This window comes from Variovorax sp. OAS795, from assembly GCF_040546685.1.
Lineage (GTDB): Bacteria > Pseudomonadota > Gammaproteobacteria > Burkholderiales > Burkholderiaceae_C > Variovorax.
The window spans coordinates 777,595-802,004 of the sequence record NZ_JBEPOH010000002.1; the positions used below are offsets into that span (position 1 = coordinate 777,595).

The following is a 24,410-nucleotide window of genomic DNA, read 5'->3' on the forward strand; positions in this document are numbered from 1 at the left end:
TCCTTTTTGATCACCTGCGGTTATTGATCGATCAAGATCTTTCAATTTACGAGGATCAATCGCCTGCCTACGATTGCCGCCAACGATTCCCGCACAACAGTCGGAGACAAGCAGATGGAAAGAACGCTCATGGCCGCGGCGGCGCATGCAGCGCTGGCACAGCCATGGAGCTGGCTGCTGGCGCCGCTCTCCGGCGCCGACGAACACCACATTGCGGACTGGACGGCATGGCACGCCCGGCTCATGGTGCTCGGCTGGGGCATCCTGCTGCCGCTGGGCGCACTGGCGGCGCGCTTCTTCAAGATCGTGCCCGGGCAGGACTGGCCCGCGCAACTGGACAACAAGGCGTGGTGGCATGCCCACCGCGCCATGCAATACGCCGGCGTGCTGGCGATGAGCGCCGGCCTCTGGCTCGCGTGGGGCACGGGTGGCGTCCGCGGCGCCGCGGCGCAGCTGCATGCGTGGCTCGGCTGGGGCCTGTGCATCGCGGGCTGGGCGCAGGTGGCCGGCGGCCTGCTGCGCGGCGGCAAGGGCGGGCCGACCGATGTGCGCCTGCGCGGCGACCACTACGACATGACGCGCTGGCGCGTCGGCTTCGAGCGCGTGCACAAGTCGCTGGGCTGGCTCGCCATCGGCGTTGCTGCCATGACCATCGTCCTCGGCCTCGCCATCGCCGACGCGCCCCGCTGGATGGCCGTCGTCCTGGTGATCTGGTGGAGCGCCTTCGCGGCGGCCTTCGCGCTGCTGCAACGCCGGGGCCGCTGCATCGACACCTACCAGGCCATCTGGGGGCCGGACGCCGCGCACCCCGGCAATCGTCAGCCTGTCGTCGGCTGGGGCGTGCGACGCTACACGGCGGCCGCCTGGCGCGCACGTTCCGGCCCACCCTGACCCCTCGCAAAAAACCAAAACTTCAAGGAAAAGAGATGTCAGGCCTGGAATTGAACAACGTGGTCAAGCGCTTCGGCGAAGTGACCGTGGTGCAGCAGATGGACCTCGCCATCGGCGACGGCGAATTCGTCGTGCTGCTGGGCGAATCGGGCTGCGGCAAGAGCACCACGCTGCGCATGATCGCGGGGCTCGAAGAGGTCAGCGAAGGGCACATCACCATCGGCGGGCGCGACGTCACGCGGGTGGCGCCGATGGCGCGCGACATCGCGATGGTGTTCCAGAACTATGCGCTGTATCCGCACATGGACGTGGGCACCAACATGTCGTTCGCTTTGCGCCTGGCGGGCCGGCCCAGGGCGGAGATCGACAGCAAGGTGGCCGCAGCCGCCAAGGTGCTGAACATCGGCCACCTGCTCGCGCGCAAGCCCAAGGAGCTGTCGGGCGGCCAGCGCCAGCGCGTGGCGATCGGGCGGGCCATCGTGCGCGAGCCCAAGGTCTTCCTGTTCGACGAGCCGCTGTCCAACCTCGACGCCAAGCTGCGCGGCCACATGCGCGCCGAGCTCGCGCTGCTGCACGAGCGCCTGGGCAAGACGACGGTCTATGTGACGCACGACCAGGTCGAAGCCATGACGCTGGCCTCGCGCATCGTGATCTTCGACAAGGGCCGCATCCAGCAGGTGGGCACGCCGTCGGAGGTGTTCACGCGGCCGGCGAGCCTGTTCGTGGCGGGCTTCATCGGCACGCCGACCATGAATTTCTTCCAGGCCCGCTATGCCGAGGAAGACGGGCAATGCCTGCTGCGCGGCGAAGGCTTTGCCTGGCAGGCGCCCGCGTGGCTCGCGGCCCGGCCGCCCGCGCCCGGGCAGGCGCTCACGCTGGGCTTGCGCCCGCAGGCGCTGCGCGCCAGCGCACAGCCGGCACAGCTCGCCGTCACGGTGGACGTGGTGGAGTACCTCGGCACCGAAAGCCAGGTCGTCGGCCACATGGCCGCGCCCTCGGGCCAGCGCGTGGCCGCGATGCTGCCGGGCGATGCGCATGGGCAGCTGCACCGCGCCATCCACCTGGCGTTCGACAGCGAGGACCTGCACGTTTTCGACAGCGGCAGCGGGCACACCTTGCGCCGCTGAGCTTCCTCCACCGATCAACACACACAAGAAAAGAGGTCGCCGTGAAAAGAAGAGATTTCGTGAAGAGCAGTGCCGCCACCGTGTTCGGCGCCGGCTTGCCGCTTCGCAGCGCGTTCGCGCAGAGCCGCTATGCCAGGTACGCGGGACAGACCGTGACCTTCAACATCCCGGCGCATCCGCACTACGACGCGATGCTGAAGATCCTGCCCGAGTTCACGCGGGAGACCGGCATCAAGGTCGACGTGGACAAGCTGTCCATGGGGCGCATGAAGGAAAAGCAGCTGCTCGAGATGGCCAAGCCGCAGGGCGACTACGACCTGGTGAGCTATGTGGTGATGTGGAAGGGCGAGTACGTCGCCAAGAACCTCGTCCATCCGCTGGAGCGCTTCTTCAGGAATGCCGCGCTGGTCGATCCGGAGTTCGACCTGAAGGACATCATCCCGATCTACCTGGAGAACCTCGGCCTCGTCGGCGGGCCCAAGGGCTACCTGGCCGGCCCGGGCGCGCAGCTCTACGGCCTGCCCTATGGCGCCGAGACTTCGGTGCTCGCCTATCGGCGCGACCTCTTTGCCAAGCACGACCTGCAGCCGCCCGGCAACTACGACGAGTTCGCCAGGCTGCTGCGCGTGCTGAAGGACAAGGAAGGCATCGGCGCGCTGGCCTCGCGCGGACAGGCCGGCCACCAGTGCGTGCATGCCTGGCTGCTGCATCTGAACCCGCTCGGCGGCAGCATCTTCGACAACGAGTGGAAAGTGCGCTTCAACGACGCGGCGGGCATCAGGGCGCTCAAGTTCCTGCAGGAGGTGGTGGCCACCGGCCCGGCCGGCATCCCGGCCTACGGACAGGGCGAGAGCAACACCGCGTTCCTGCAGGGGCAGGCCCGCCATGTACCTGGATTCGACCTCGCTCGCCGGCCTGGTGAACGATCCTTCCAAATCGCGGATCGCGGGCAAGGTGAGCTGGGCGCTGCACCCCATGGGCACGCGCCGCGCATCGCAGTCGGGCGGCCTCGGCCTCGCGATCCCCAAGAACGCGAAGAACGCCGATGCGGGCTTCCTGCTGATGCAGTGGCTCACCGCCAAGGCGCAGGACAAGGCCTGCACCCGGGCCGGCGGCACGCCGGTGCGCAACTCGACCATGGCCGATGCCGAGCTTGTCCGCCAGTACCCGGAGTTCATCACCTTCAGGGAGGCGCTGAAGTACAGCAACCCCGACTGGCGGCCGATCATCCCGGTGTGGGACAAGATCAACGTGCAGGCCCTGGGCGTCGGCATCTCCGAGGCCCTGACCGGCAAGAAGACCGCCGAGGCCGCGCTCAACGACCTGGTCGGTCCGGTCACGCAGATCATGCGCGAAGCGAGCTACAAGGTCTGACCGCGATGCGCACCTCTCCCTGGGTTCCGGCCTTCTATCTCGGGCCGGCCGTGCTGATCATGGCCGCGGCCTGCCTCTACCCCGTCGTGTCGGCGTTCCAGCTCGGCTTCTTCGACTGGAGCATGGGCACGCCGTGGAGCGAGGCCCGCTGGGTCGGGCTCGACAGCTTCGTCTCGGCCTTCTCCAACCCGCGCGTCTGGTCGTCGCTGTGGACCACGCTGCAGTTCGCGGCAGTGAGCGTCACGGCGGAGATGGTGCTGGGCATCGCGCTGGCGCTGGCACTGGAACGGCCGGTGCGCGGCACGGCGTTCTTCCGCACGCTGTTCATCCTGCCGATGATGATCGCGCCCATTGCGGTGGGCCTTGCATGGCGCTACCTGTTCGATGCGCAGTTCGGCCTGGTCAATGCGGTTCTGGCCTTGTTCGGCATCGCGGCGCGCGGCTGGCTGGCCGACCCGACGCTGGCCTTCGCCGCCATCGTCGTGGCCGACATCTGGCAGTGGACGCCCTTCGTCTTCATCATGATGGTGGCGGCGCTGGCCAACGTGGACGGCGCGGTGATCGAGGCTTCGCGCATCGACGGCGCCAAGTGGTGGCAGATGACCTTCCTGGTCAAGCTGCCGATGGTGATGCACGTGATCGCCATCACGCTGATGATGCGGCTGATCGACGCCTTCCGCGTGCTCGAGGTGATCTACGTGCTGACCTTCGGCGGCCCGGGCGATGCGACCGAGATCCTCGCGCTGCATATCTACAAGACAGCCTTCGTCGGCCAGCAGCTCGGCGCGGCGGCTGCCATCTCGGTGCTGCTGCTGCTGGTGGTGGTGGCCCTGTCCTGGGGTGCGCTGCGGCTGTCGAACCCGTTGAAGAACGACAGGTGAGGCGCCGTCCATGAAACGCTCCCCTCTTGTCACGGTGCTGCACTACGCGATGCTGGTCGCGCTCGCGGCGCTGTGCATCGCGCCCATCGCGGTGATCTTCACCACCAGCCTGCGCCAGCAGGTGCAGATCTTCGCCGAGCCGCTGAACTTCATCTTCACGCCCACGCTGGAGAACTACCGCGCCGTGCTGCAGGAAGACAAGTTCAGCAGCTACCTGATGAACAGCCTGTTCGTCGGCATCGTCTCCACCGCGGTCACGCTGGTGTTGGGCTGCATGGCGGCGTATGGCCTGGCGCGCTTCCGCTTTGCGGGGCGCAACACCATCGCCTACACCACGCTCCTGCTGCGCACCGTGCCGCTGGCCGTGCTGGCCATCCCGGTCTTCATGATCTGGAGCCAGTGGCACCTGATCAACAGCCTTTGGGGACTGGTGCTGCTCTACGTGGCGGTCAACCTGCCGTTCACCATCTGGCTGCTCTACGGCTTCGTGCTGCAGGTGCCGGTCGAGCTGGAAGAGGCCGCCGCCATCGACGGCTGCGGCCCGATCCAGGTGTTCGTGAAGGTGCTGCTGCCGCTCATGGCGCCGGGCCTGGCCGCGGCGTCGATCTTCACCTTCCGCATCGCAGTGGAACGAGTTCATCCTGGCGCTGGTGCTGACCGACCGGCACACGCGCACGCTGCCGGTGGCGGCCTCGCTGTTCATCACCGACATGGGCGTGGACTGGGGCAAGGTGATGGCAATGGGCAGCCTCATCGCGATCCCGCCGCTGATCTTCACCTTCGTCGCTGCGCGCCAGATCATCACCGGGCTCACCGCCGGGGCGGTCAAGGGATGATGACCATGCCGACGAACCCGACCTTCATCGGCCGGCGCCAGCTGATCCAGGCGGCGGGCGCGTATGGCGCCGCCTGCTGGGGTCTCGGCGCCCATGCGCAGGGCGCGGGCCAGGCAGCCTGGGGCAAGCTGCGCGGGCAGACCATCCGCGTGAGCTATCCCGGTCCGCACCCGCACTACGACGCCGCCGAAAAGCTCTTCGACGATTTCACGCGCGAGACCGGCATCAGGATCGAGCGCGACCGCACGCCCTATCTCGACATGAAGGACCGCCAGCTGGCGGGCATGCGCAAGCCGCAGGGCGACCACGACGTGATCACCTACCTTGTCGTGTGGAAGGCCGAGTACATCAAGGAGAAGCTGCTGCGCCCGCTCGACGACATGCTGGCCGACCCGCTGCTGGCCATGCCGGGCTATGAATTCAGCGACCTGATTCCGGCCTATGTGCAGGCCATCGGCAGGGCGAACGGTCCGAAGCCGAACCTGGCCGCGCCAGACACAAGGCTGTATGGGCTGCCCTGCGGCGCGGAAACCAGCGTGCTCGGTTTCCGGCGCGACATCCTGGAACGGCAGAAGCTGCATGTGCCGGCCACCTACGACGAACTGCTGCATGCCTGCGAGGTGATCCGCGACAAGGAAAAGATCGGCGGCGTCACCTCGCGCTCGCAGGCGGGCCACCAGGTCACGCATGCCTGGCTGCTGCATCTGTCGCCATTCGGCGGCCAGGTGTTCGACGCCGGCTTCAGGCCCGTGCTGCACGAGGAGCCGGGCATCAAGGCCGCGGAGACGCTTCGCCGCCTGGTGGAAACCGGGCCGGCGGGCGCCGGCAATGCCGGCTTCGACGAGATGCAGGCCGCGTTCCTCGACGGCGAATGCGCGTTCTATCTCGACTCGCTGGCGGTGATGGGACCGGCCAAGGACCCGAGGCGCTCGAAGGTGGCGGACAAGATCGCCTATGCGATGCACCCGAGTGCCAGGCGCATGTCGGGCCAGACCGGCGGCTTCGGCCTTGCGATTCCGAAGAACGCGCGCCGGCCCGAGGCCGCCTGCGCGTTCATCCAGTGGATGACCAGCAAGGCCAGCGATCTTCGCGTGGCGACGCTGGGCGGCAACACGGGGCGCTGGTCGACACTGGCCAATGTCGATTTCAAGATCAGGAATCCCGAGCAGGGCATCCTGCCTTTCGTGCTGCGTGCCGCCAACCCCGACTGGCGGCCCCAGATTCCCGAATGGGACGAGATGAGCAAGAACATCATCGGACAGGCGCTGCCCGATGTGCTCGCAGGCCGCCGCACCGCACGCGAGGCGCTGGCCTCCACCGTGGCGCCGCTGGCGTCGCTGCTGCGAAGCGGTGGCTGGACCAGCGCGGAACGTACCCGGGACTGCTGCGAAAGACCCACCGCATGAACACCCCCATCGACATCTTCGACCCGCGGCTGTCGCCCGTGGTCGAAGGCGCGCGGCTCGAGAAGCTGTGCACCGGCGCCGCGTGGAGCGAAGGCCCGGTCTGGATGCACGAGGACGACGCCGTGCTGTGGAGCGACATCCCCAACGACCGCATGCTGCGCTGGAGCCCGAAGGACGGCATGTCGGTCTGGCGCAGCGGCGTCGAGTTCACCAACGGCCACGCGCGCGCCCTGAACGGCGACCTGCTGCATTGCTCGCACGGCCTGCGCGCCATTGTGCGCACCCGTGTTTCAGCCGATGGCGTGCACGCCGGCACGCACGACGAGATCGTGGTCGACCGCCATCTCGGCAAGCGCCTCAATTCGCCCAACGACATCGTCGTGAAGCGCGACGGCACGATCTGGTTCACCGATCCGCCCTACGGCATCGCGAGCGACCGCGAAGGCCACCGTGCCGAGCGCGAGCAGGCGGCCAACTTCGTGTTCCGCTTCGACCCCGCAACCGGCCGGCTCGATGCCATGACCGATGCCGTCGAGGAGCCCAACGGCCTCGCGTTCTCGCCCGACGAATCGCTGCTCTACGTGAGCGACACCTCGGCCGCGATGCGCAGCGACGGCGGCGGGCGCCACCACCTGATGGTGTTCGACGTGCATGCCGGCGGGCTCTCGAACCCGCGCGTCTTTGCCGAGGTGAACCCCGGACTGCCCGATGGCTTCCGGCTCGATGCAGCGGGCTGGGTCTACACCAGCAGCCTGGACAGCGTGCAGGTCTATCACCCCGACGGCAGCCTGCTCGGCAAGATCCATGTGCCCGAAAAGGTGGGCAACCTCTGCTTCGGCGGCGCCCGGCGCAACCAGCTCTACATCGCAGCGAGCTCCTCGCTTTACCGCATCACGCTTCGTACGGAAGGAATCCAGCGTCCATGACACAAGAAATCCTGCTCCTGGTGGAAAAGTGCAGCCACTGCTTCAGCTACTACGCCGTCGAAAGCGGCGAGCGGCTGCACAGTATCGGGCTCGAAGATTTTCCGCATGAGTTCGTGGTGGACGCGGCCAGGCGCTTCGCCTACGTGGGCCACTACGGCGTGGAGACCTCGGGCCACCCGGGCCACGGCGGCACGCGCATCTTCCAGATCGACCTTGCGGGCCGCAAGCTCGCGCGCACCATCGACATCGCGCCGTTCAACCGCGTGCACGGCATGCAGATGGACGAGCAGGGCCGCCTCTATGCACTGAGCGAAGACCGCGCGCAGCTCGTGGTGCTCGACCATCCCGAGACCGACACGGCCCCGCGCCGCGCCGTGCCCGCGGGCGGCATCAAGAGCCACCTGTTCGCGCTCACGCGCGACGGGCAGACGGCCTACGTGATGAACCTGCTCTCGCACACCGTGAGCAAGGTGCGGCCGCACGACGCCACGACGCTGCCGGTGTCCTGCTCGCCCGGCGACAAGCCCGAGGGTTGTGCGCTCTCGGCCGACGAGAAGACGCTCTACGTCACCAACCGCTGGAGCAACACGCTCGCGGCGATCGACACCGCGCGCATGAAGGTGCTGCGCGAGGCCCCTTCGCGCGACGACCCGACGCGCATCTACCTGTACCGCGACGGGCGGCTGGTGGTCACCAACTACGGCGAGCGCAGCCTCTCGGTGGTCGATGCGGCCAGCCTCGAGGAGCTGGCCCGCATCCCGATGGCCGCGCGGCCGATCGCGCTGAGCTTCCATCCGACGCGCCCGCTCGCCTTCGTGAGCCAGGACAACGACAAGCTCGGCTACTTCAACATGGAGACGCTGGCGTTCGAGCGGTTCATCGCGACCCAGCGCGAGCCCGACGTTTCATGCGTGGTGACGCTGTGAACGCCCCTTCCGCTCCGGTGCTGCGCGTCGAGGCGCTCGGCAAGCGCTTCGGCGGCACCCAGGCGGTCGACGACGTGTCGCTCGACCTGCATGCCGGCGAGATCCTCGCCTTGCTCGGCGAGAACGGCGCCGGCAAATCGACCCTGATCAAGATCCTGGCCGGTGTCTACAGCCAGGACAGCGGCAGCGTGTTCCTGCAGGGCCGGCCCGAAGCCGAGTGGCGCGCCGCGCCGCGCGAGCAGCAGGGCATGGCCTTCATCCACCAGGACCTCGGGCTGGTCGAATGGATGACGGTGGCTGAGAACGTGGCGCTCGGCATGGGCTTCCCGCGCCGGCTCGGGCTCATCGACTGGAAACAGGTCGAGCGCAATGCGCGCCGCGTGCTCGGGCACGTGGGCTGCGACATCGATCCGCGCCGCCGCGTCTTCACGCTCACGCGCGCCGAGAAGTCGCTGCTCGCGATCGGCCGCGCGCTGGACGCCGACGCGCGCGTGCTGGTGCTCGACGAGCCCACCGCCAGCCTGCCGATGGCCGACGTGCAGCGCATGTTCGCGCTGCTGCGCCAGCTGCGCAGCCGCGGCGTGGCGATGATCTATGTTTCGCACCGGCTCGACGAGATCATGGACATCTCGGACCGCGCCGCGGTCATGCGCGACGGCAAGCTGGTCGGCACCCGCGTCACGCAGCAGGCGAGCGCGGCCGAGCTGGTCGAGCTGATCGTCGGCAGCAAGTTCGATGCGTCGCTGCCCAAGGCGCGCGGCGACGGCACCGACACCCTGCTCACGCTCGATGCGGTGTATGCGGCCAACGCCGGCCCGGTCACGCTGCAGGCCCGCCGCGGCGAGGTGCTGGGCCTGATCGGCCTGCGCGGCGCGGGCCACGAGGCGATCGGCCGCATGCTGTTCGGCCTGATGGAACTGGAGCGCGGCCGCATCCTGATCGGCGGGCGCTCCGTGGTGCCGCGCAATCCGGCACAGGCCATCCGGCTCGGCATCGGCCTGGTGGCGGCGGACCGCATCGACGAGAACCTCGGCGCGAACCTCAGCGTGCAGGAGAACCTGTTCCCCAACCCCGCCCTCGCGCTCGGCACCCTCTTGGCGCGGCTCGCGCCCGAGGCCGAGTCGGCCGATGCGCGCCGGCTGATCCGCCAGTTCGACATCAACCCGCCGGCGCCGCAGGCAGAGATCCAGAACCTGAGCGGCGGCAACCAGCAGAAGGTGGTGCTGGCGCGCTGGATGAACCTGAAGCTGCCGCTCCTGATCCTGGAGGAGCCCACCGCGGGCGTCGACGTCGGCGCCAAGCGGCAGATCTACGAGATCCTGCGCGAGCAGGCCGATGCCGGCGTCTGCGTGCTCGTGATCTCCACCGATTTCGAGGAAGTCGCCAACGTGTGCACGCGCGCCATGGTGTTTCGCGGCGGCACGGTGGCGTGCGAGCTCGACGGCGCCGGGCTCAGCGTCGCGCGGCTGCTGGTCGCTGCCGCGGGCGGCGAAGACACGGCCGCACCGGCCCCCAAGACACCCACTACAACACCAGAGGCAATCGCGTCATGACCACTTCCATCCGCGCCACCGCGCTCGAACCCGATCCGTCCTTCGACACCGCCCACACGCTCGGGCTGCTGGCCCGCATCGGCCGACAGATGCCGGTCTACGGCCTGCCGGTGCTGACCATCGGGCTCATCGTGCTGTTCTCGATCCTGCTGCCGCAGAGCTTTCCGACGCTGTTCAACCTGCGCTCGATCCTGAGCGACAAGTCGGTGATCGCCTTGCTCGCGCTCGCCGCCACCATCCCGATGATGACCGGCAAGATCGACCTCACGGTCGGCTACGGCATCGTGCTGTGGCACATCCTCGCGATCAGCCTGCAGACCCAGTTCGGGCTGTCGTGGCCCGCGGCGGTGGCGGTGGTGCTGCTGTGCGGCGCGCTGTTCGGCGTGATCAACGGCGTGCTTGTGGAGCAGGCGCAGATCGACTCGTTCATCGCCACGCTGGGCACCGGCACCGTGCTGTATGCGATCGCGATGTGGCACAGCGGGGGGCGCCAGGTGATCGGCAGCCTGCCCGACGGCTTCGTGAACATCGCGGGCGCCGACCTGTTCGGCCTGCCGGTCACGGCGTTCTATGTGATGGCGCTGGCCGTGGTGCTGTGGCTGGTGAGCGAGCACACGCCGATCGGCCGCGCGTTCTACGTGATCGGCTCCAACCCGAAGGCGGCCGTGCTCAACGGCATTCCGCTGCAGAAATGCGTGATGGGCGCGTTCGTCGCGTCGGGGACGCTGTCGGCCTTCGCGGGCGTGGTGCTGGCCTCGCGGCTGCAGATCGGCCAGGCCGGCGTGGGGCTGGAGTTCCTGCTGCCGGCGCTGGTCGGCGCCTTCCTCGGCTCCACCACCATCCGGCCCGGCCGCGTGAACGTCTGGGGCACGCTGGTCGGCGTGGCCATCCTGGCGGTCGGCATCTCGGGCATCCAGCAGTTCGGCGGCGCGTTCTTCGTCGAGCCGCTGTTCAACGGCATCACGCTGCTGGTGTCGATCGGCATCGCGGGGTATGCGCAGCGCAAGCGCGGCCAGTCGATCAAGCGCCGCATCGCCGAGCAGCAGATCGCATCGCATCCAGCCGGCGCGCCGAAGGCGCCCGCGGAGTCCTGAAGGTTTTTTTCCACCACCCACCAGAAGCAACGAGAGACAAACATGACGACAACCTCCTTCCACGCATCGCTCAACCGCGCGCGCCGCACGGTGTTCGCAGCCGCCTTGGCCGCAGGCCTCGCGGTCCTTTCGGGCCACGCGATGGCCGACGATTTCCTCCAGCTTGCAAAGAGCAAGGTCGCGGCGGCGACGGCCGCCAAGACCAAGTGGGACGGCCCCACCACGGGCCCCAAGGCCGTGGCCGACAAGACCATCGTGTTCGTCGCGTCGGACATGCGCAACGGCGGCGTGCTCGGCGTGTCCAAGGGTGTGGAAGAGGCCACCAAGGTCATCGGCTGGAAGGTGCGCGTGCTCGATGGGCAGGGCACGGTGCAGGGCCGCACCGCGGCCTTCAACCAGGCGATGGCGCTCAAGCCGGCCGGCATTTTGCTCGGCGGCTTCGACGCCAAGGAACAGGCCACCAGCGTGAAGAAGGCGACCGAGGCCAAGGTTCCGGTGGTCGGCTGGCATGCCGCGAAGGAATCGGGTGCGGTCGACGGCCTGTTCTTCAACGTGACGACCAACGCGCAGGACGTGGCGGAGATTGCCGCGCTCTATGCGGTCGCCAAGTCGGACGGCAAGGCCGGCGTGGTGGTCTTCACCGACTCCGCGTATGCGGTGGCCATCGCCAAGTCGAACGCCATGGCCGAGGTCATCAAGAAGTGCGCCGGCTGCACGCTGCTGGGCGTGGAGGACACGCCGCTGGCCGACACCTCCACCCGCATGCCGCAGCTGACCACGTCGCTGATCCAGCGGCACGGTGCCAAGTGGACCTATTCGCTCGGCATCAACGACCTGTACTTCGACTTCATGGGCCCCACCCTGCAGTCGGCCGGCGCGGTGGCCAAGGACCTGCAGAACCTCTCGGGCGGCGACGGCTCGGAGTCGGCCTACCAGCGCATCCGCAGCAAGCGCTTCCAGGCCGGCACGGTGCCCGAGCCGCTGAGCCTGCACGGCTGGCAGATGGTCGACGAGATCAACCGGGCGCTGGGCGGCCAACAGCCCAGCGGCTACTCCACGCCGGTGCACCTGGTGACGGCCGAGAACATTGCGAGCGACGGCGGACCGGCGAACAGCTTCGATCCGGGCAACGGCTACCGCGACGCCTACAAGCGCATCTGGGGCAAGTAGGACGCAACACGCCGCACGCGGCGTTCAGCGAAGCGGCAGCTCGATGCAGCCGGCGAGCCGGACCTGCGGCACGTGGCCGAGGCGCGCGCTGCTCGCAATGACGATCGCATGGCCCGGGCGCGCCGCGCGCGATGCGATGGTCTTCCACAGGCAGCCGATCGACCGCGCATCGAGCGCGCCTTCGGGTTCGTCCAAGAGCACCAGCGGCCGGCCCGAAGACAGCGCGGCGGCGAGCCAGACCTTGCGCTTCGACCCGGTCGAGAGCATGTACATCGGCTTGTCGATGTGCGCGGTGAGCGAGAAGCCTTCGACCAGCGTCTGCCACAGCGCCGCATCGAAGGCCCCATCGCCCTCGCCCAGCATGGCCGTGCAGTCGCGCGCGGTGACCTGGTCGAACGCCTCGGTGGCCGGATCGCAGAAGAACACCTGGCGCCTGTAGGCGGAGGGTGCGGCGGCGAGGCTTGCGCCCGCCAGCGCCAGCGTGCCGGAAGCGGGCAGGGTGCCCGCGATCACGCGCAGCAGGGTCGATTTTCCGCTGCCCGTGTCGCCATGGAGCAGCGTGACGCCTTCGCCCACCGAGGCGCTCCAGCCCGATGCCAGCGCGGGCTGGCCCGGGTAGGCAAAGCCCACGCCGTCGAGCCGGAGGATGGGAGGGGGCGTCGGAGAATTCATGTGCAGGGGCCTTTCGCCCGATTCTGCCTCGGACCGCCAGCGCCGTAACAGCGTGTGCGAACGCGCCGGCAGCCGGCGAAGGCGGGCGTCGATACGGCATACTCCCACCCCCCGATTCGCCAAAAAAAACCCCCACTGCATGGACAAGGAAGTCGACCCCTCCGTACTCGCCGTCATCGATGAGATGCGACTCTCGGGACCGCGCCTCACGCCGGTCGAGATCGTCGCCAAGATGGGCGTGTTCGACGCGCGCGACAAGCCGTTCGACCAGGCCTGGCTCGCGACCGGCGACAACGTGATTGCCACCGTCTGGGCGGAATACGTGAGCGTCGGCGAAGGCGGGCGCTGGTTCTGCCTCGAGTCGCTGGACGTGCAGCGGCGCGCCGCCGGCGGCGACCGCACGCCGCACCAGGTCCAGCGCGCGAAGGATCGCCTTGCGCTGCTCAAGCGCACCTTCGATGCAGAGCAGGGCTTCCGGGCCGTGCTGCAGACCAACCGCGTGCCGATCGCCGAGCTCGAGAGCAACAAGGCCGCGAAGGTCTCGACGCGGGTGCGCGACGAGAGCGAATGGCATGTGGCCGTGTGGGAGCCGCTGCAAAAACTCGCGGTGCTGGTGCGCGGCCCGCGCGGCTGGGTTCCGGGCGAAACCGACATCCAGGCCGCCCGGGCGCGGGGTGGCGTGCCCGCCAACGCGCCGGAAGCGCAGGCGGCTTCCGGCCAGGCCTCGCGCGAAGACGTGCAGGCCGCCGCAACGGCCTATGTCATGCGCCACTTCAAGGGCTACGGCTACAACGCCGAGGACGTGAGCAGCCAGGGCCTGGGCTACGGCATCGAAGTCTCGAACGCCAAGGGTGCAACGCTTCTCCGGGTCGTGGTGAAGGGCACCGCCACGGGCCTGCCGGCGTTCCAGCTCACGGACGAGGAACGCGCGGGTTCCGCGCGCGAGCCGCTCTGGCGCCTGCTGGTCGTCTCCGATGCGCTCGGTCCCACGGCGCAGCACAAGATCTACAAGGCGTCTGAAATGGTGCAGGCGCCGGGCTTCGATCCGATTTCATAGCCGGCAACCTGCCGGTTGCCCAAAAGGCGGCACCCCGCACGGGTCGCCGCCTTTTTTGCGTCCATTTTTGTGACGGATCTTTTCAGGGCCAGCCGCGCACGCAGTGGAAACCTCGCACCCTGCGCAAGCGGCTTTGGCTGACACCGAGGCCCTTGCAATCTGGAAAAAATGACTGCAAGGAAGCCGGTCTCCGGTTCCATTCTCCGCTCTCGTTTGTTCATTCATTCCCTCCCGAGGAGACTGTCTTGACGATGAAGATCGCGCAGATCGCCCCCTTGTACGAAGCCGTGCCGCCACGGCTCTACGGCGGCACCGAACGGGTTGTCGCGCACCTGGCCAACGCGCTGGTCGACCTGGGCCACGAGGTCACGCTGTTCGCCTCCGCCGAAACGCAGACCCGGGCCCGGCTGGCGCCCACGCGCGCACAGGCCCTGCGCCTGGACCCGGCGCCGTTGAAGTCCGACCTGGCGAGCCACATGAGCATGCTGCACGAGGTGCGGCGGCGCGCGGACGAATTCGACGTGCTGCATTTCCATGTCGACCTGCTGCACTTCCCCTTCTTCGAGCACATGGCGGCCCGCACGCTCACCACGCTCCATGGCCGCCTGGACATCGCCGACCTGCCCGGCGCCTACATGCGCTGGAAGCAGTATCCGCTGGTGTCGATCTCGCGGCACCAGCGCAAGCCGCTGCCCTTTGCCAACTGGTTCGCGACCATTGCGCACGGGATCGACCCGGCGCCGTATGCGTTCTCGCCGGAGCCCGGCGGCTATCTCGCGTTCCTCGGCCGCATCTCGCCGGAGAAGCGGCCGGACCGCGCCATCGCTATCGCCACCCGGGCCGGCGTGCCGCTCAGGATCGCGGCCAAGGTCGATGCGGCCGACGCGCGCTATTTCGAGCGCGAGATCCGGCCGCTGCTGGACAACCCGCTGGTCGAGTTCATCGGCGAAATCGGCGATGGCGACAAGGCCGCTTTTCTCGGCGGTGCGCGCGCGCTGCTCTTTCCGATCGACTGGCCCGAGCCCTTCGGGCTCGTGATGATCGAGGCCATGGCCTGCGGCACGCCGGTGATCGGATGGCGCTGCGGCTCGGTGCCCGAAGTGATCGAGCATGGCGTGAGTGGGCTCATCGTCGACGACGAGGCCCAGGCCGTCGAGGCGGTGCATGCCGTGGGCGCGCTCGATCGCCGCCGCGTGCGGCAGGCGTTCGAGCTGCGGTTCTCGGCGCATGCGATGGCCAGCGCCTATGTCGCGCAGTACGCACGCCTTGCCGGCGGGAGCGTGCTGCCCCCCCACGGCGAGCTCTGCCCAGAGGCCGCATGAGCATGAGCGATGAAGTGCCCGCGACCGAACAGGCGGAGCCGGCGCCCGAGCGTGCGGTGCAGCACGCCTTCGTGCTCAAGGAGGGCGACACCTACTTCGTGATGGACGGGCACGGCGACGTGGGCGGCGGCGTGGACGGGCTCTTCCACGACGACACGCGCATGCTGTCGACCTTCGTGCTGCGGCTGAACGGCGCGCGGCCCTCGCTGCTGTCCAGCGGCGTGAGCCAGGACAACGTGTTCTTCACCGCGAACCTCACCAACCACCCGCTGCCGGTGCTCGGCTCCACCTCGATGCCGCAAGGCGTGATCCACCTGGAGCGCAGGCGCTTTCTCTGGGGCGCGCGGCTGTACGAGCGGCTGCGGCTCGTGAACTACAGCGACCAGCCCGCGGAGGCGCCGCTCACGCTGCAGTTCGGCGCGGACTTTCGCGACATGTTCGAGGTGCGCGGCCAGCAGCGCGCGCGGCGCGGCGAGTTCGGTGTGCCCGATGTCGGCGTGCAGGGCGTGGAGCTGCGCTACGAAGGGCTCGACACGGTGCTGCGGCGGGCCTGCATCAACTTCTCGCAGGTGCCGCAGCAGCTGGACACAGGCGCCGCGGCCTTCACCGTGCCGCTCGCGGCGCACGGCCATTGGACGCTCTACATCGAAGTGGGCAACGTGCCCGCGCTGCCGTCTGCCGAACGGTACCGCCAGGCGTGCGCGCTCGCGCGCTGGCGCATGCGCGCGCGGCAGCGTCGCGGCTCGCGGCTGGAGAGCTCGGGCCGCCTGTTCCAGGCCTGGCTGGACCGTTCGCGCGCCGACCTCGCCTTGCTCACGACCGACCTGCCGACCGGGCCCTATCCGTACGCCGGCATCCCGTGGTTCTCGACGCCCTTTGGACGCGATGCCATCGTGACAGCCTTCCAGACGCTGTGGATCGACCCGCGGCTGGCGCAGGGCGTGCTGGAATTTCTTGCGGCGCGGCAGTCGCGCCAGACCTCGAGCTTTCGCGATGCGGAGCCCGGAAAGATCATGCACGAGACCCGCAAGGGCGAGATGGCCGCCGTCGACGAGCTGCCCTTCGGCCAGTACTACGGCGGGGTCGACACCACGCCGCTCTTCGTGGCGCTGGCGGGCGCCTATGCGCAGCGCACCGCGGACCACGCCACCATCGACCGCATATGGCCCGCGCTGCTCGCGGCCTGTGCATGGATGGAGCGCAACATGGCGCGCCATCCCGATGGCCTGCTCGCCTACCAGCGCGGCGAGACCAGCGGCCTGGTGAACCAGGGCTGGAAGGACAGCCACGACTCCATCTTCCATGCCGACGGCCGCACGCCCGAAGGACCGATCGCGCTCGTCGAGGTGCAAGGCTATGTGTATGCCGCCTTCCTGGCCATGGCGTCGATCGCCGAGTGGCGCGTCGAAGCCGGCGCGGCGCACTGGCGCCAGCGCGCGGCCGCGATGCGCGTCGCGGTCGAGAAGCGCTTCTGGCTCGACGACCTGCAGTTCTATGCACTGGCGATCGACGGTGGCAACCAGCCCTGCCGCGTGCGCGCTTCCAATGCGGGGCACCTGCTGTTCACCGGCCTGCCGATCATGGAGCGTGCCCTGGCCGTGGGCCGGCAGCTGCTGTCGCCGGCCTTTGCCTCGGGCTGGGGCATCCGCACCTTGCCCGTCGAGGCGGTGCGCTTCAACCCGATGTCGTACCACAACGGGTCGGTGTGGCCGCACGATGCCGCGCTGTGCGCGGCCGGCATCGCGCGCTACGGCGAGCGCGACGGCGTGGTGCGCATCCTGGACAACCTGTTCGAATCGGCTGCGCACTTCGGCATGCGGCTGCCCGAATTGTTCTGCGGCTTCGACCGGCAGCCTGGCCAGTCGCCGATCGCGTATCCCGTGGCCTGCCTGCCGCAGGCGTGGGCGGCGGGGTCGGCGTTCATGCTGCTGCAAGCCTGCCTCGGCCTGCAGGTCGACGGCATCCGGCGCCAGGTGACCATCGTGCACCCGCGGCTGCCGGCCGACATCGACCAGCTGCATGTGCGGCAGCTGCACGTCGGCGATGCGCGCGTGGACCTGCATTTCCAGCGGCTCGAAGACCGGATCGTGGTGGTGGCGCAAACGTCGCCGGGCGGTCCCAAAGTGGCGGTGAACCTGCAGCTCTAGCGCAGCGGAGCGCGTGGTGGCGCGGCCTCAGGCCCTGCGCCTGAACAGCGCCGAGGCACCGCTGGCATGCGCCACGTCCTCGGCCGCCGAGAGCAGCGCGGGGCCGAGTGCGAGCATGCGTTCTTCGGTCAGGCGCACCACAGGCCCGGCGATGGTGATGACGCCGATCGCCGCGCCATTGCCGCTGCGCACCGGCGCGGCCATGGCGCTCATGCCGGGTGCGAACACCTCGTTGATCATCGCGAAGCCGCGCTTGCGTGCCGCGCGCAGGCAGGCGAGCAGCGCCTTGACGCTGGTGGGCGCCTTGGGGCCATAGTCCTCGGGTTGGCCGAAGCCTTGCCGCGCCACGAGCTGCAGCGCCTGTTCGTCGCTCAATGTCGAGAGCCACGCATGGCCCGCCGAGCTGCATGACAGGTTCACCGACAGGCCCATGTCCGGGTCGTAGCGCAGGCCGCGCAGGGCGCCCTGCGCCTTGGCCACGAAGGTGAGCTCGTCCCCGTCGACCACCGCGAGCCGGACCAGCTCGCCGGCTTCGGCCGCGAGCCGGTCGAGCAGCGGCTGGGCCACGTCCACGATGCCGCTGTTGCTCAGGAAGCTCAGGCCGAGTGACACCAGCTTGATGGTCAGCATGTAGTCGCCATGGCTCTGGTCCTGCCGCACGTAGCCGCAGCGGATCAACTCGACCAGCAGGCGGTGGGTGGCGCTCAGCGGCATGCCGAGCTCGGCCGAGAGCGCGGAAAGGGCGCGGCCTTCCGGGTGGGCGGCGAGATGCTCAAGCACCTTGAAGCTGCGTTCGAGGATGGCGGTCATGGGGTGCGGAGAATGGCAGGCAGTCGCCACTCTAGCGCTTTTGCCAAGTGTTTTCACCGACGGAAAACGTTTCCAGCGTGGCAAGGCCGGGCAAGAGACCGAACGCCTCCTGTGAGGCGCTCAGGTCACGCTCATCACCAGCGGCGTGGTCTGGAAGGCCAGCTGGCGCCAGCGGCCCTCGTGCTCGGTCCAGACCTGCATCACGCGCGAATCGATGCGCACGGTGCCGCTGCCGTCCTTGCGCACGGCCACCAGCAGCTGCCGGCCGGTCATGAGCGCGCTAGCGCCGAGCAGCTGCACTTTCAGTTCGGAGCGCTCGACCTGCCGGTAGTCGACGTGCGTGCCGCCCGAGCGGAAGTAGCTCTCGCAGTCGTCGACCTGGCCCTTGGCATGCACATGCGTGAGCGCCGGATGAAGGATCTCGCGCAGCCGCGCGAAGTCGCGGCGCATCATGGCGTCGCAGCGTTCCGCTTCCAGGCCGAGCAGCAGGGCCTCGGTGCCGTTGAAGGCCTCTGTCATGCGGGCTCCTGCAGGGTGACGGCGGCGCGGTCCGGCGCGGTGCCGAGTTGCTGGCATGCGCGCCGCACCAGGGCCTCGATGTCCCCGCCGCTGCGCGCCACGCCATAGACCAGGTGGTCCGGCCGCACGAGCGCGGCCTCGCAGGCGTGCCGCTCGAACCAGCCGGCCAGTACGCCGTCGGCTTCGGCCAGGGACGCAATGCCTTGCGAAGCGGCCGCGCCATCGATGCAGAGCAGCTGCGCCCCAAGGGCGGCGGCGGGTTCGCGCAGGGCATCGAGCGTGCCCGCATCCGGCGCATGGCGCAGCACGAGCAGGAAGCCGTGCGGCAGCAGGTCGTCCATCATCCGCGGCGCCGCGCCCGCTTCGACCGATCCGACCGCCTGCGGAAAGGGCGTGCCCGCGGGCGCTTCGTCGCGGTCGATCAGGCCGTGGTGCACGCCGGGCAGCAGGCTCTGGCGCAGCTGCATGCGCACCTGGCCGCCTTGCGCATCGCGCAGGCGGCGGTCGCGCTCGGCGGCACGCACGGGGTCGCGCTCGCAGATGATCTGGCCCAGGCGCTTGACGGTCGCCGTCACGTCCTCGACCTGCGGCCCGCGCTCGTCGCCGTAGCTGTCGAGCAGTCGCTCGGGCGCCCGCCCCTCGATCACCCATTGAAGCTTCCATGCGAGGTTGACCGCATCGCGCAGGCCCTGGCACATGCCCTGCGCCAGGAACGGCGGCATCTGGTGCGCGCTGTCGCCTGCGAGCAGCACGCGGCCCTGGCGCCATTGCTCGAGCACCACGGCATGGAAGCGATAGGTTGCCGCGCGCCAGATGCGCGCATCTGCGGGCGTGAGCCAGGGCGCGAGCAATTGCCAGATCGATGCGGGCGGCATCTCGCGCTGCTCGGCCTCATGGGGCAGCAGCAGGAACTCCCAGCGCCGGTGCGTGCCGGGCCCCACCACGTAGGTGCACGGCCGCGCCGGATCGCAGTACTGGACATTGGTGGCGGGCAGGCGGTCGAGCTTGTCTTCGTCGACGTGCATGTCGACCACGATCCAGGGCTCGTCGAAATCCAGGCTCTTGAGCTTCAGCCCCATCTGCTTGCGCGTGGGGCTGGTGCCGCCGTCGCAGCCGACCACATAGTGGGCGCGCAGCTGCAGTTCGGTGCCGTCGGGCCGGCGGACGCCCAGCAGCGCGTGCCCGGGCGACTGGGTGATCTGCACCACCTCGTGCCCGAGGTGCACCGACACGCCCGGCAGCAGGCCGACGGCTTCGCGCAGCGAGGCTTCGAGTGCGGGCTGGTTGAAGGTGTACGAGGGCGCCCAGGCGAGCGGGTAGGGCGGAGGACCCATGTCGAAATGCTGGATGGGTTCGCGGTCGCTGCCCTGGTAGATGGTCGGGCGGTAGAGCGTCATGTGCGGCGCCAGCGTGCCGGCAATGCCGATCTCCTGGAACACGCGCAGCGCCTCGTGGTCGAGCGCGAAGGCGCGCGGCAGCGGATAGATCTGCTGCGACTTGTCGAAGACCGCGACGCGCAGGCCGCGCCGGCCCAGCAGCGCGGCGAGCGTGGCACCGACGGGGCCGAAGCCGATGACGGCCACGTCGGCGGTTTCCGGATCTTGTGGGCGCATGGTATCTTTCAAATGCATGAACATGGAATTGTGCATAAAACATGTTTCCATGCACCAAGGGTTGTCCCCGATGGCGCCCTGCCGCGGGTCGGAAAAGAATGCATAAAACGCGCTTTGTGCACCAGACCCCCTAAACACCCCCAGCAAGGAGACACCATGACCACGATGAAAGCCGCCCGACTGCACAAGGTCGGCGCCCCGATGGAAGTCGAGCAGCTGCCCATTCCGCAGCCGGCCGCCAACGACGTGCAGGTGCGCGTGCACGCCTGCGGCATCGTGCCCAACCTGGGCAACATCCTGGCCAACTGGACGACCTGGTTCCCGGAGCTCCCGCTGCCGCCGCTGCCCGCGATCTTCGGGCTGGACCCGGCCGGCGAGGTGACGGCCGTGGGCTCCCACGTGCACACCTGGAAGCCGGGCGACCGCGTCTACGTGAACCCGAGCCTCTACTGTGGCGGCTGCCGCGCCTGCCGCAACGGCGACCTCGTCAACTGCACGCACTACGCGTTCAGCGGCTACTTCGGCTTCTCGCAGGACTCTCTCAAGCTGTACAAGAACTACCCCTACGGCGGCCTGTGCGAATACATGATCGCGCCGCAGTACGCGCTGGTGAAGCTGCCCGACAACGTGAGCTTCAACCAAGCCGCGCGCTTCGGCTACCTGGGCACCATGTACTCGGCCATGCGCAAGGCCCGGGTCGGCCCCGGCCGCAGCGTGCTGATCAACGGCATCAGCGGCACGCTGGGCATCGGCGGCGCGCTCTTCGGTCTGGCCATGGGCGCCACGCGCATCCTGGGCACCGGCCGCAACCGCGAGCTGCTGGAGCGCGTCAAGGCGCTCGCTCCCGACCGCATCGAGGTCTTTTCCAATGCCGACGGCGAGGCTATCGACACCTGGGCCAAGGCCCGCACCGACGGCCTGGGCGTGGACACCTTCATCGACGCGCTCGGCCCCGGCGCGCCGCACGAGACCTTCCAGCAGGGCGTGCGCGCACTGAAGCGCGGCGGCCGCGCCTTCAACATCGGCGCCATCGCGGGCATGGTGGGCATGGACCTGCACACCATGATGGACGAGCAGCAGAGCATCGAGGGCTCGGCCTGGTTCACCGCCGGCGAAGGCCAGGACATGGCCGACATGGCCGAGGCCGGTACGCTCGACCTCTCGGTGTTCGAGCATGTGTGCTATCCGCTCGACCGCATCAACGAGGCGATCTCGGGCATCGCGAGCCGCAACGGCGGCTTCAGCAACTTCGTCATCAACCCCTGAGGCAAGCGATGAAAATCCGACGCGTGGTGGCAGGTACGGGCGCCGACGGCAAGGCGCAGGTTCTTTCGGACGGCGCGGCGCCGCGCAGCGTGGCGTTCACGACCGTGCCCGGCTTTGCCGCGGCGCTGCTCTGGGCCACCGAGCCTGCCGACACCGTGGGCGCGGGCACTGCACGCGACCGCACGAACGAGGCCGGCTTCACGCCGTCCGCGGGCGGCACGCGCGTGATGATGGTCAGCTTCCCGCCCGATGCCGTGATGATGCGCGCGGACTTCGATGCGGCCGCGTTCGGCGCGGAGTTCGGCCGCCTCGTTCCCGGCCTCGCGGAGACCTTCGAGCCCGATCACCCGGGCATGCACACCACCGACAGCATCGACTACGACATCGTGCTCGAAGGCGAGATCACGCTGGAGCTGGACGACGGCGCCCAGGTGCTGCTGCGCCGGCATGACGTGGCCGTGCAGCACGGCAACCGGCATGCGTGGCGCAACCTGGGCGACCAGCCCGCGACCATGCTGTTCGTGCTCGTGGGCGCCCGGCGCGGCGGCGGCGCGGCATGAGCGGCGGTGCATAAAATGATTTCCATGCATAAACAAGAAACCTCCCCCGCCTACGAACCGCCCCTGGTCGAGCAGGCCTTCACGCGCCTGCGGCAGGACGTGCTGTCCGGCACCTTCGAGGCGGGCGCCAAGCTCAAGCTCGACGAGCTGCAGACGGCCTACGGCTACTCGAGCAGCCCGCTGCGCGAGGCGCTCAGCCGGCTCGCGCAGGAAGGCCTCGTGCGCGCCGACGAGCGCCGCGGCTTCCGCGTGGCGCCGATCTCCGAGGACGACCTGGCCGATATCACGCGCATGCGCGTGATGCTCGATGTGCCCGCACTGCGCGAAGCCATTGCGCACGGCGACGACGCCTGGGAGGCCGCGATCCTCGCTGCCTTCCACCGGCTCGAGAAGGTCGAGTCGCGCCTGAGCGACGGCCCCGTCATCCTCGACAACGACTGGTCTCAGCTGCACCGCGCCTTCCACCTGTCGCTCCTGGCCGCCTGCCCTTCGCTGCGCCAGCGCGTGTGGGGCGCGAGCCTGTTCGACCAGGCCGAACGCTACCGGCGCTTCTCGGGACGCCACCGGAGGACCGCGCGCCGCAAGTCGAACGAGCACAAGAAGATCATGGACGCCGCCTTGCGCCGCGACGCGGACACCGCCTGCGCGCTGCTCGAGGAGCACATCCTGAGCACGCAGCGCAACGTGCTGGCCGCACTCAGGGCCGCCGAGGCCGCACACACATAAGGGGCGCGCAGCCCCGCCCATCTGGAGTCAGCATGCTCAAGGTCGCCCGACCCACGCCATCGCATTTCGGCATCTTCGTCACCGACCTGGAACGGATGGTGGCGTTCTATACCGAGACCTTCGACCTCACGATCACCGATCGCGGCGAAGGCCGCACCTTCAGGAACCAGCTGGTGTTCACCAGCGCGAGCCCGGACCAGCACCACCAGCTGGTGCTGGCGTCGGGCCGGCCGGCGGAGGCGACATTCAGCACCGTGATGCAGATCTCCTTCGTGGTGCCGAGCATCCAGCACCTGCGCGACATCTCCGCACGCGCCGAGGCGCGCGGTGCCACCAACATCCGCGGCCTCAACCACGGCAATGCGCTCTCGGTCTACATGCTCGACCCCGAAGGCAACACGGTCGAGATCTACATCGACACGCCGTTCTACATCGCGCAGCCGCATGGCGATCCGCTCGACCTCTCGAAGGACGACGAGACGCTGATGCGCGAGACCGAGGAGGCGTGCCGCAAGGACCCCACGTTCATGCCGCTCGCGCAGTGGCAGGCGCAGTTCGAATCGCGCGTGCCGGTAGCACCAGTGGCGACCTGACGCGACCCCCATTTTCTTCACCCCCTCACATCCCAACCGGAGTTCCCATGAAGCTTTTGTCCTATGTTCATCAAGGCCGCGAAACCTGGGGCGCCGTCGTCGGCGACGGCGTGGTCGATCTCGGCAAGGCGCGGCCGCAGCATGCGGGCCTGGTCGACTACATCGCCTCGGGCGAGTACCTGCAGGCGGCGCAGCATGTCGAGGGGCTGCCCATCGCGGCCAAGCTCGCCGACATCACCTTTCTTCCGCCGATCCCGAAGTCCGAGAAGATCGTGTGCGCGGTGCGCAACTACATGGACCACCACCAGGAGGTGCTGGCTGCCGGCATGCACCGCGAGCTGTCCGAGCAGCCGCCGATCTTCCTGCGCGTGTGGCGCTCGCAGTGCGCGCACAACGCGCCGATCGTGCGGCCGCACGTGTCCGAATCGCTCGACTGGGAAGGCGAGCTCGCCGTGATCATCGGCAAGGGCGGGCGCAACATCGCCGAGGCCGATGCCTTCGACCACGTGGCGGGCTACGCCTGCTACAACGACGGCAGCGTGCGCGAGTGGCAGTTCCATGCCAAGCAGATCGCCTCGGGCAAGAACTTCGAATCGACCGGCGGCTTCGGTCCCTGGATGGTGACGGCCGACGAGATCGCACCCGGCCGCGAACTCAAGCTCGAGACCCGCCTCAACGGCGAAGTGGTGCAGAGCAGCCACACGGGCCACATGATCTTCAGCATTCCGAAGCTCATCGCCTACTCCTCGACCATCTTCACGCTCGCGCCCGGCGACGTGATCGCCACCGGCACGCCGGCCGGCGTGGGCTGGAGCAAGAAGCCGCCGCGCTTCATGAAGCCGGGCGACGTGTGCGAGGTCGAGATCGAAGGCATCGGCGTGCTGCGCAACCCGATCGTCCAGCAGGACTGACGCACCCGGACCGGACCGCGGCGGCACAAG

At 68.8% G+C, this 24,410-nt stretch carries 22 protein-coding genes and 1 pseudogene; 19 read left to right on the forward strand and 4 right to left on the reverse strand.

The window, feature by feature from the left end; all coding sequences use genetic code 11:
* Positions 1-114 precede the first annotated feature (114 nt).
* From ABID97_RS29270 to ABID97_RS29320, 11 genes and pseudogenes are all read left to right on the forward strand, one after another.
* The gene (locus ABID97_RS29270; RefSeq protein WP_354403000.1) at positions 115-891 is read left to right on the forward strand and encodes a cytochrome b561 domain-containing protein; all 777 of its coding nucleotides are present in this window, start codon (positions 115-117) and stop codon (positions 889-891) included.
* A 35-nt stretch (positions 892-926) separates the two neighbouring features.
* Positions 927-2,018 carry an ABC transporter ATP-binding protein gene (locus ABID97_RS29275; protein WP_354403001.1) on the forward strand — a complete coding sequence of 364 codons (1,092 nt, stop codon included), beginning with the start codon at positions 927-929 and terminating at the stop codon, positions 2,016-2,018.
* 191 nt (positions 2,019-2,209) lie between these two features.
* A pseudogene (locus tag ABID97_RS29280) lies at positions 2,210-2,839 on the forward strand (ABC transporter substrate-binding protein); the annotation flags it as partial.
* Positions 2,840-2,903: 64 nt separating this feature from the next.
* Positions 2,904-3,392 carry a type 2 periplasmic-binding domain-containing protein gene (locus ABID97_RS29285; RefSeq protein WP_354403088.1) on the forward strand — a complete coding sequence of 163 codons (489 nt, stop codon included), beginning with the start codon at positions 2,904-2,906 and terminating at the stop codon, positions 3,390-3,392.
* Positions 3,393-3,643: 251 nt separating this feature from the next.
* Positions 3,644-4,273, forward strand: a complete 630-nt coding sequence (locus tag ABID97_RS29290) for a carbohydrate ABC transporter permease (RefSeq protein WP_503012838.1) — start codon at positions 3,644-3,646, stop codon at positions 4,271-4,273.
* 10 nt (positions 4,274-4,283) lie between these two features.
* Positions 4,284-6,515 (forward strand): extracellular solute-binding protein, encoded by a 2,232-nt coding sequence (locus ABID97_RS29295; RefSeq protein WP_354403002.1) that lies wholly within the window; start codon positions 4,284-4,286, stop codon positions 6,513-6,515.
* Positions 6,512-7,441 (forward strand): SMP-30/gluconolactonase/LRE family protein, encoded by a 930-nt coding sequence (locus ABID97_RS29300; RefSeq protein ID WP_354403004.1) that lies wholly within the window; start codon positions 6,512-6,514, stop codon positions 7,439-7,441. Before ABID97_RS29295 ends, ABID97_RS29300 begins: the two co-directional genes overlap by 4 nt.
* A complete protein-coding gene (locus tag ABID97_RS29305; protein ID WP_354403005.1) occupies positions 7,438-8,367 on the forward strand; it encodes a YncE family protein in 930 nt (309 codons plus the stop codon). Before ABID97_RS29300 ends, ABID97_RS29305 begins: the two co-directional genes overlap by 4 nt.
* On the forward strand, positions 8,364-9,920 hold the full coding sequence (locus tag ABID97_RS29310; protein ID WP_354403006.1) for a sugar ABC transporter ATP-binding protein: 1,557 nt from the start codon (positions 8,364-8,366) through the stop codon (positions 9,918-9,920). Before ABID97_RS29305 ends, ABID97_RS29310 begins: the two co-directional genes overlap by 4 nt.
* Complete coding sequence (locus ABID97_RS29315; RefSeq protein WP_354403007.1) at positions 9,917-11,014, forward strand: ABC transporter permease; 1,098 nt, start codon at positions 9,917-9,919, stop codon at positions 11,012-11,014. Before ABID97_RS29310 ends, ABID97_RS29315 begins: the two co-directional genes overlap by 4 nt.
* Before the next feature lie 42 nt (positions 11,015-11,056).
* The gene (locus tag ABID97_RS29320; RefSeq protein ID WP_354403008.1) at positions 11,057-12,184 is read left to right on the forward strand and encodes an ABC transporter substrate-binding protein; all 1,128 of its coding nucleotides are present in this window, start codon (positions 11,057-11,059) and stop codon (positions 12,182-12,184) included.
* A 24-nt stretch (positions 12,185-12,208) separates the two neighbouring features.
* Here the strand turns inward: ABID97_RS29320 and ABID97_RS29325 are convergent, their stop codons facing one another.
* Positions 12,209-12,856, reverse strand: a complete 648-nt coding sequence (locus ABID97_RS29325; RefSeq protein WP_354403010.1) for an ABC transporter ATP-binding protein — start codon at positions 12,854-12,856, stop codon at positions 12,209-12,211.
* Between the two features lie 139 nt (positions 12,857-12,995).
* Between ABID97_RS29325 and ABID97_RS29330 the strand changes: the two genes are divergently transcribed.
* From ABID97_RS29330 to ABID97_RS29340, 3 genes are all read left to right on the forward strand, one after another.
* Positions 12,996-13,913, forward strand: a complete 918-nt coding sequence (locus ABID97_RS29330; protein WP_354403011.1) for a hypothetical protein — start codon at positions 12,996-12,998, stop codon at positions 13,911-13,913.
* A 251-nt stretch (positions 13,914-14,164) separates the two neighbouring features.
* On the forward strand, positions 14,165-15,235 hold the full coding sequence (locus ABID97_RS29335) for a glycosyltransferase family 4 protein (protein WP_354403092.1): 1,071 nt from the start codon (positions 14,165-14,167) through the stop codon (positions 15,233-15,235).
* On the forward strand, positions 15,232-17,382 hold the full coding sequence (locus ABID97_RS29340) for an amylo-alpha-1,6-glucosidase (RefSeq protein WP_354403013.1): 2,151 nt from the start codon (positions 15,232-15,234) through the stop codon (positions 17,380-17,382). The genes ABID97_RS29335 and ABID97_RS29340 overlap by 4 nt, the downstream gene beginning before the upstream one ends.
* Before the next feature lie 27 nt (positions 17,383-17,409).
* On the opposite strand, the gene ABID97_RS29345 is transcribed toward ABID97_RS29340, so the two are convergent.
* The 3 genes from ABID97_RS29345 to mhpA form a co-directional block, all read right to left on the reverse strand.
* On the reverse strand, positions 17,410-18,192 hold the full coding sequence (locus tag ABID97_RS29345; RefSeq protein WP_354403014.1) for an IclR family transcriptional regulator: 783 nt from the start codon (positions 18,190-18,192) through the stop codon (positions 17,410-17,412).
* Between the two features lie 120 nt (positions 18,193-18,312).
* Positions 18,313-18,711, reverse strand: a complete 399-nt coding sequence (locus tag ABID97_RS29350; RefSeq protein WP_354403015.1) for a nuclear transport factor 2 family protein — start codon at positions 18,709-18,711, stop codon at positions 18,313-18,315.
* Positions 18,708-20,324 carry a bifunctional 3-(3-hydroxy-phenyl)propionate/3-hydroxycinnamic acid hydroxylase MhpA gene (gene mhpA / locus ABID97_RS29355; RefSeq protein ID WP_354403016.1) on the reverse strand — a complete coding sequence of 539 codons (1,617 nt, stop codon included), beginning with the start codon at positions 20,322-20,324 and terminating at the stop codon, positions 18,708-18,710. Before mhpA ends, ABID97_RS29350 begins: the two co-directional genes overlap by 4 nt.
* Positions 20,325-20,480: 156 nt before the next feature.
* Between mhpA and ABID97_RS29360 the strand changes: the two genes are divergently transcribed.
* Genes ABID97_RS29360 through ABID97_RS29380 form a run of 5 tightly spaced genes read left to right on the forward strand, consistent with a single transcriptional unit; the run spans position 20,481 to position 24,380 of the window.
* Entirely contained in the window at positions 20,481-21,590 is a 1,110-nt protein-coding gene (locus ABID97_RS29360; protein WP_354403018.1) for an alcohol dehydrogenase catalytic domain-containing protein, read from the forward strand.
* An 8-nt stretch (positions 21,591-21,598) separates the two neighbouring features.
* Positions 21,599-22,150 (forward strand): cupin domain-containing protein, encoded by a 552-nt coding sequence (locus ABID97_RS29365; protein ID WP_354403019.1) that lies wholly within the window; start codon positions 21,599-21,601, stop codon positions 22,148-22,150.
* A gap of 24 nt (positions 22,151-22,174) precedes the next feature.
* On the forward strand, positions 22,175-22,876 hold the full coding sequence (locus tag ABID97_RS29370; protein ID WP_503012832.1) for a GntR family transcriptional regulator: 702 nt from the start codon (positions 22,175-22,177) through the stop codon (positions 22,874-22,876).
* Between the two features lie 32 nt (positions 22,877-22,908).
* Positions 22,909-23,469, forward strand: coding sequence for a VOC family protein (locus ABID97_RS29375; RefSeq protein WP_354403021.1), 561 nt, complete (start codon positions 22,909-22,911; stop codon positions 23,467-23,469).
* Between the two features lie 47 nt (positions 23,470-23,516).
* On the forward strand, positions 23,517-24,380 hold the full coding sequence (locus tag ABID97_RS29380; protein ID WP_354403023.1) for a fumarylacetoacetate hydrolase family protein: 864 nt from the start codon (positions 23,517-23,519) through the stop codon (positions 24,378-24,380).
* Positions 24,381-24,410: the final 30 nt, after the last annotated feature.

Bases quoted from the DNA above. Each gene is read 5' to 3' on its own strand.
- ABID97_RS29340 (WP_354403013.1), top strand. From the start codon at position 15,232: ATGAGCATGAGCGATGAAGTGCCCGCGACCGAACAGGCGGAGCCGGCG.
- ABID97_RS29270 (WP_354403000.1), top strand. From the start codon at position 115: ATGGAAAGAACGCTCATGGCCGCGGCGGCGCATGCAGCGCTGGCACAG.
- ABID97_RS29345 (WP_354403014.1), bottom strand. From the start codon at position 18,192: ATGACCGCCATCCTCGAACGCAGCTTCAAGGTGCTTGAGCATCTCGCC.
- ABID97_RS29375 (WP_354403021.1), top strand. From the start codon at position 22,909: ATGCTCAAGGTCGCCCGACCCACGCCATCGCATTTCGGCATCTTCGTC.
- ABID97_RS29380 (WP_354403023.1), top strand. From the start codon at position 23,517: ATGAAGCTTTTGTCCTATGTTCATCAAGGCCGCGAAACCTGGGGCGCC.
- ABID97_RS29360 (WP_354403018.1), top strand. From the start codon at position 20,481: ATGACCACGATGAAAGCCGCCCGACTGCACAAGGTCGGCGCCCCGATG.
- ABID97_RS29335 (WP_354403092.1), top strand. From the start codon at position 14,165: ATGAAGATCGCGCAGATCGCCCCCTTGTACGAAGCCGTGCCGCCACGG.
- ABID97_RS29305 (WP_354403005.1), top strand. From the start codon at position 7,438: ATGACACAAGAAATCCTGCTCCTGGTGGAAAAGTGCAGCCACTGCTTC.
- ABID97_RS29325 (WP_354403010.1), bottom strand. From the start codon at position 12,856: ATGAATTCTCCGACGCCCCCTCCCATCCTCCGGCTCGACGGCGTGGGC.
- ABID97_RS29285 (WP_354403088.1), top strand. From the start codon at position 2,904: ATGTACCTGGATTCGACCTCGCTCGCCGGCCTGGTGAACGATCCTTCC.
- ABID97_RS29290 (WP_503012838.1), top strand. From the start codon at position 3,644: ATGGTGCTGGGCATCGCGCTGGCGCTGGCACTGGAACGGCCGGTGCGC.
- mhpA (WP_354403016.1), bottom strand. From the start codon at position 20,324: ATGCGCCCACAAGATCCGGAAACCGCCGACGTGGCCGTCATCGGCTTC.
- ABID97_RS29370 (WP_503012832.1), top strand. From the start codon at position 22,175: ATGCATAAACAAGAAACCTCCCCCGCCTACGAACCGCCCCTGGTCGAG.
- ABID97_RS29295 (WP_354403002.1), top strand. From the start codon at position 4,284: ATGAAACGCTCCCCTCTTGTCACGGTGCTGCACTACGCGATGCTGGTC.
- ABID97_RS29365 (WP_354403019.1), top strand. From the start codon at position 21,599: ATGAAAATCCGACGCGTGGTGGCAGGTACGGGCGCCGACGGCAAGGCG.
- ABID97_RS29330 (WP_354403011.1), top strand. From the start codon at position 12,996: ATGGACAAGGAAGTCGACCCCTCCGTACTCGCCGTCATCGATGAGATG.
- ABID97_RS29275 (WP_354403001.1), top strand. From the start codon at position 927: ATGTCAGGCCTGGAATTGAACAACGTGGTCAAGCGCTTCGGCGAAGTG.
- ABID97_RS29320 (WP_354403008.1), top strand. From the start codon at position 11,057: ATGACGACAACCTCCTTCCACGCATCGCTCAACCGCGCGCGCCGCACG.
- ABID97_RS29315 (WP_354403007.1), top strand. From the start codon at position 9,917: ATGACCACTTCCATCCGCGCCACCGCGCTCGAACCCGATCCGTCCTTC.
- ABID97_RS29350 (WP_354403015.1), bottom strand. From the start codon at position 18,711: ATGACAGAGGCCTTCAACGGCACCGAGGCCCTGCTGCTCGGCCTGGAA.
- ABID97_RS29300 (WP_354403004.1), top strand. From the start codon at position 6,512: ATGAACACCCCCATCGACATCTTCGACCCGCGGCTGTCGCCCGTGGTC.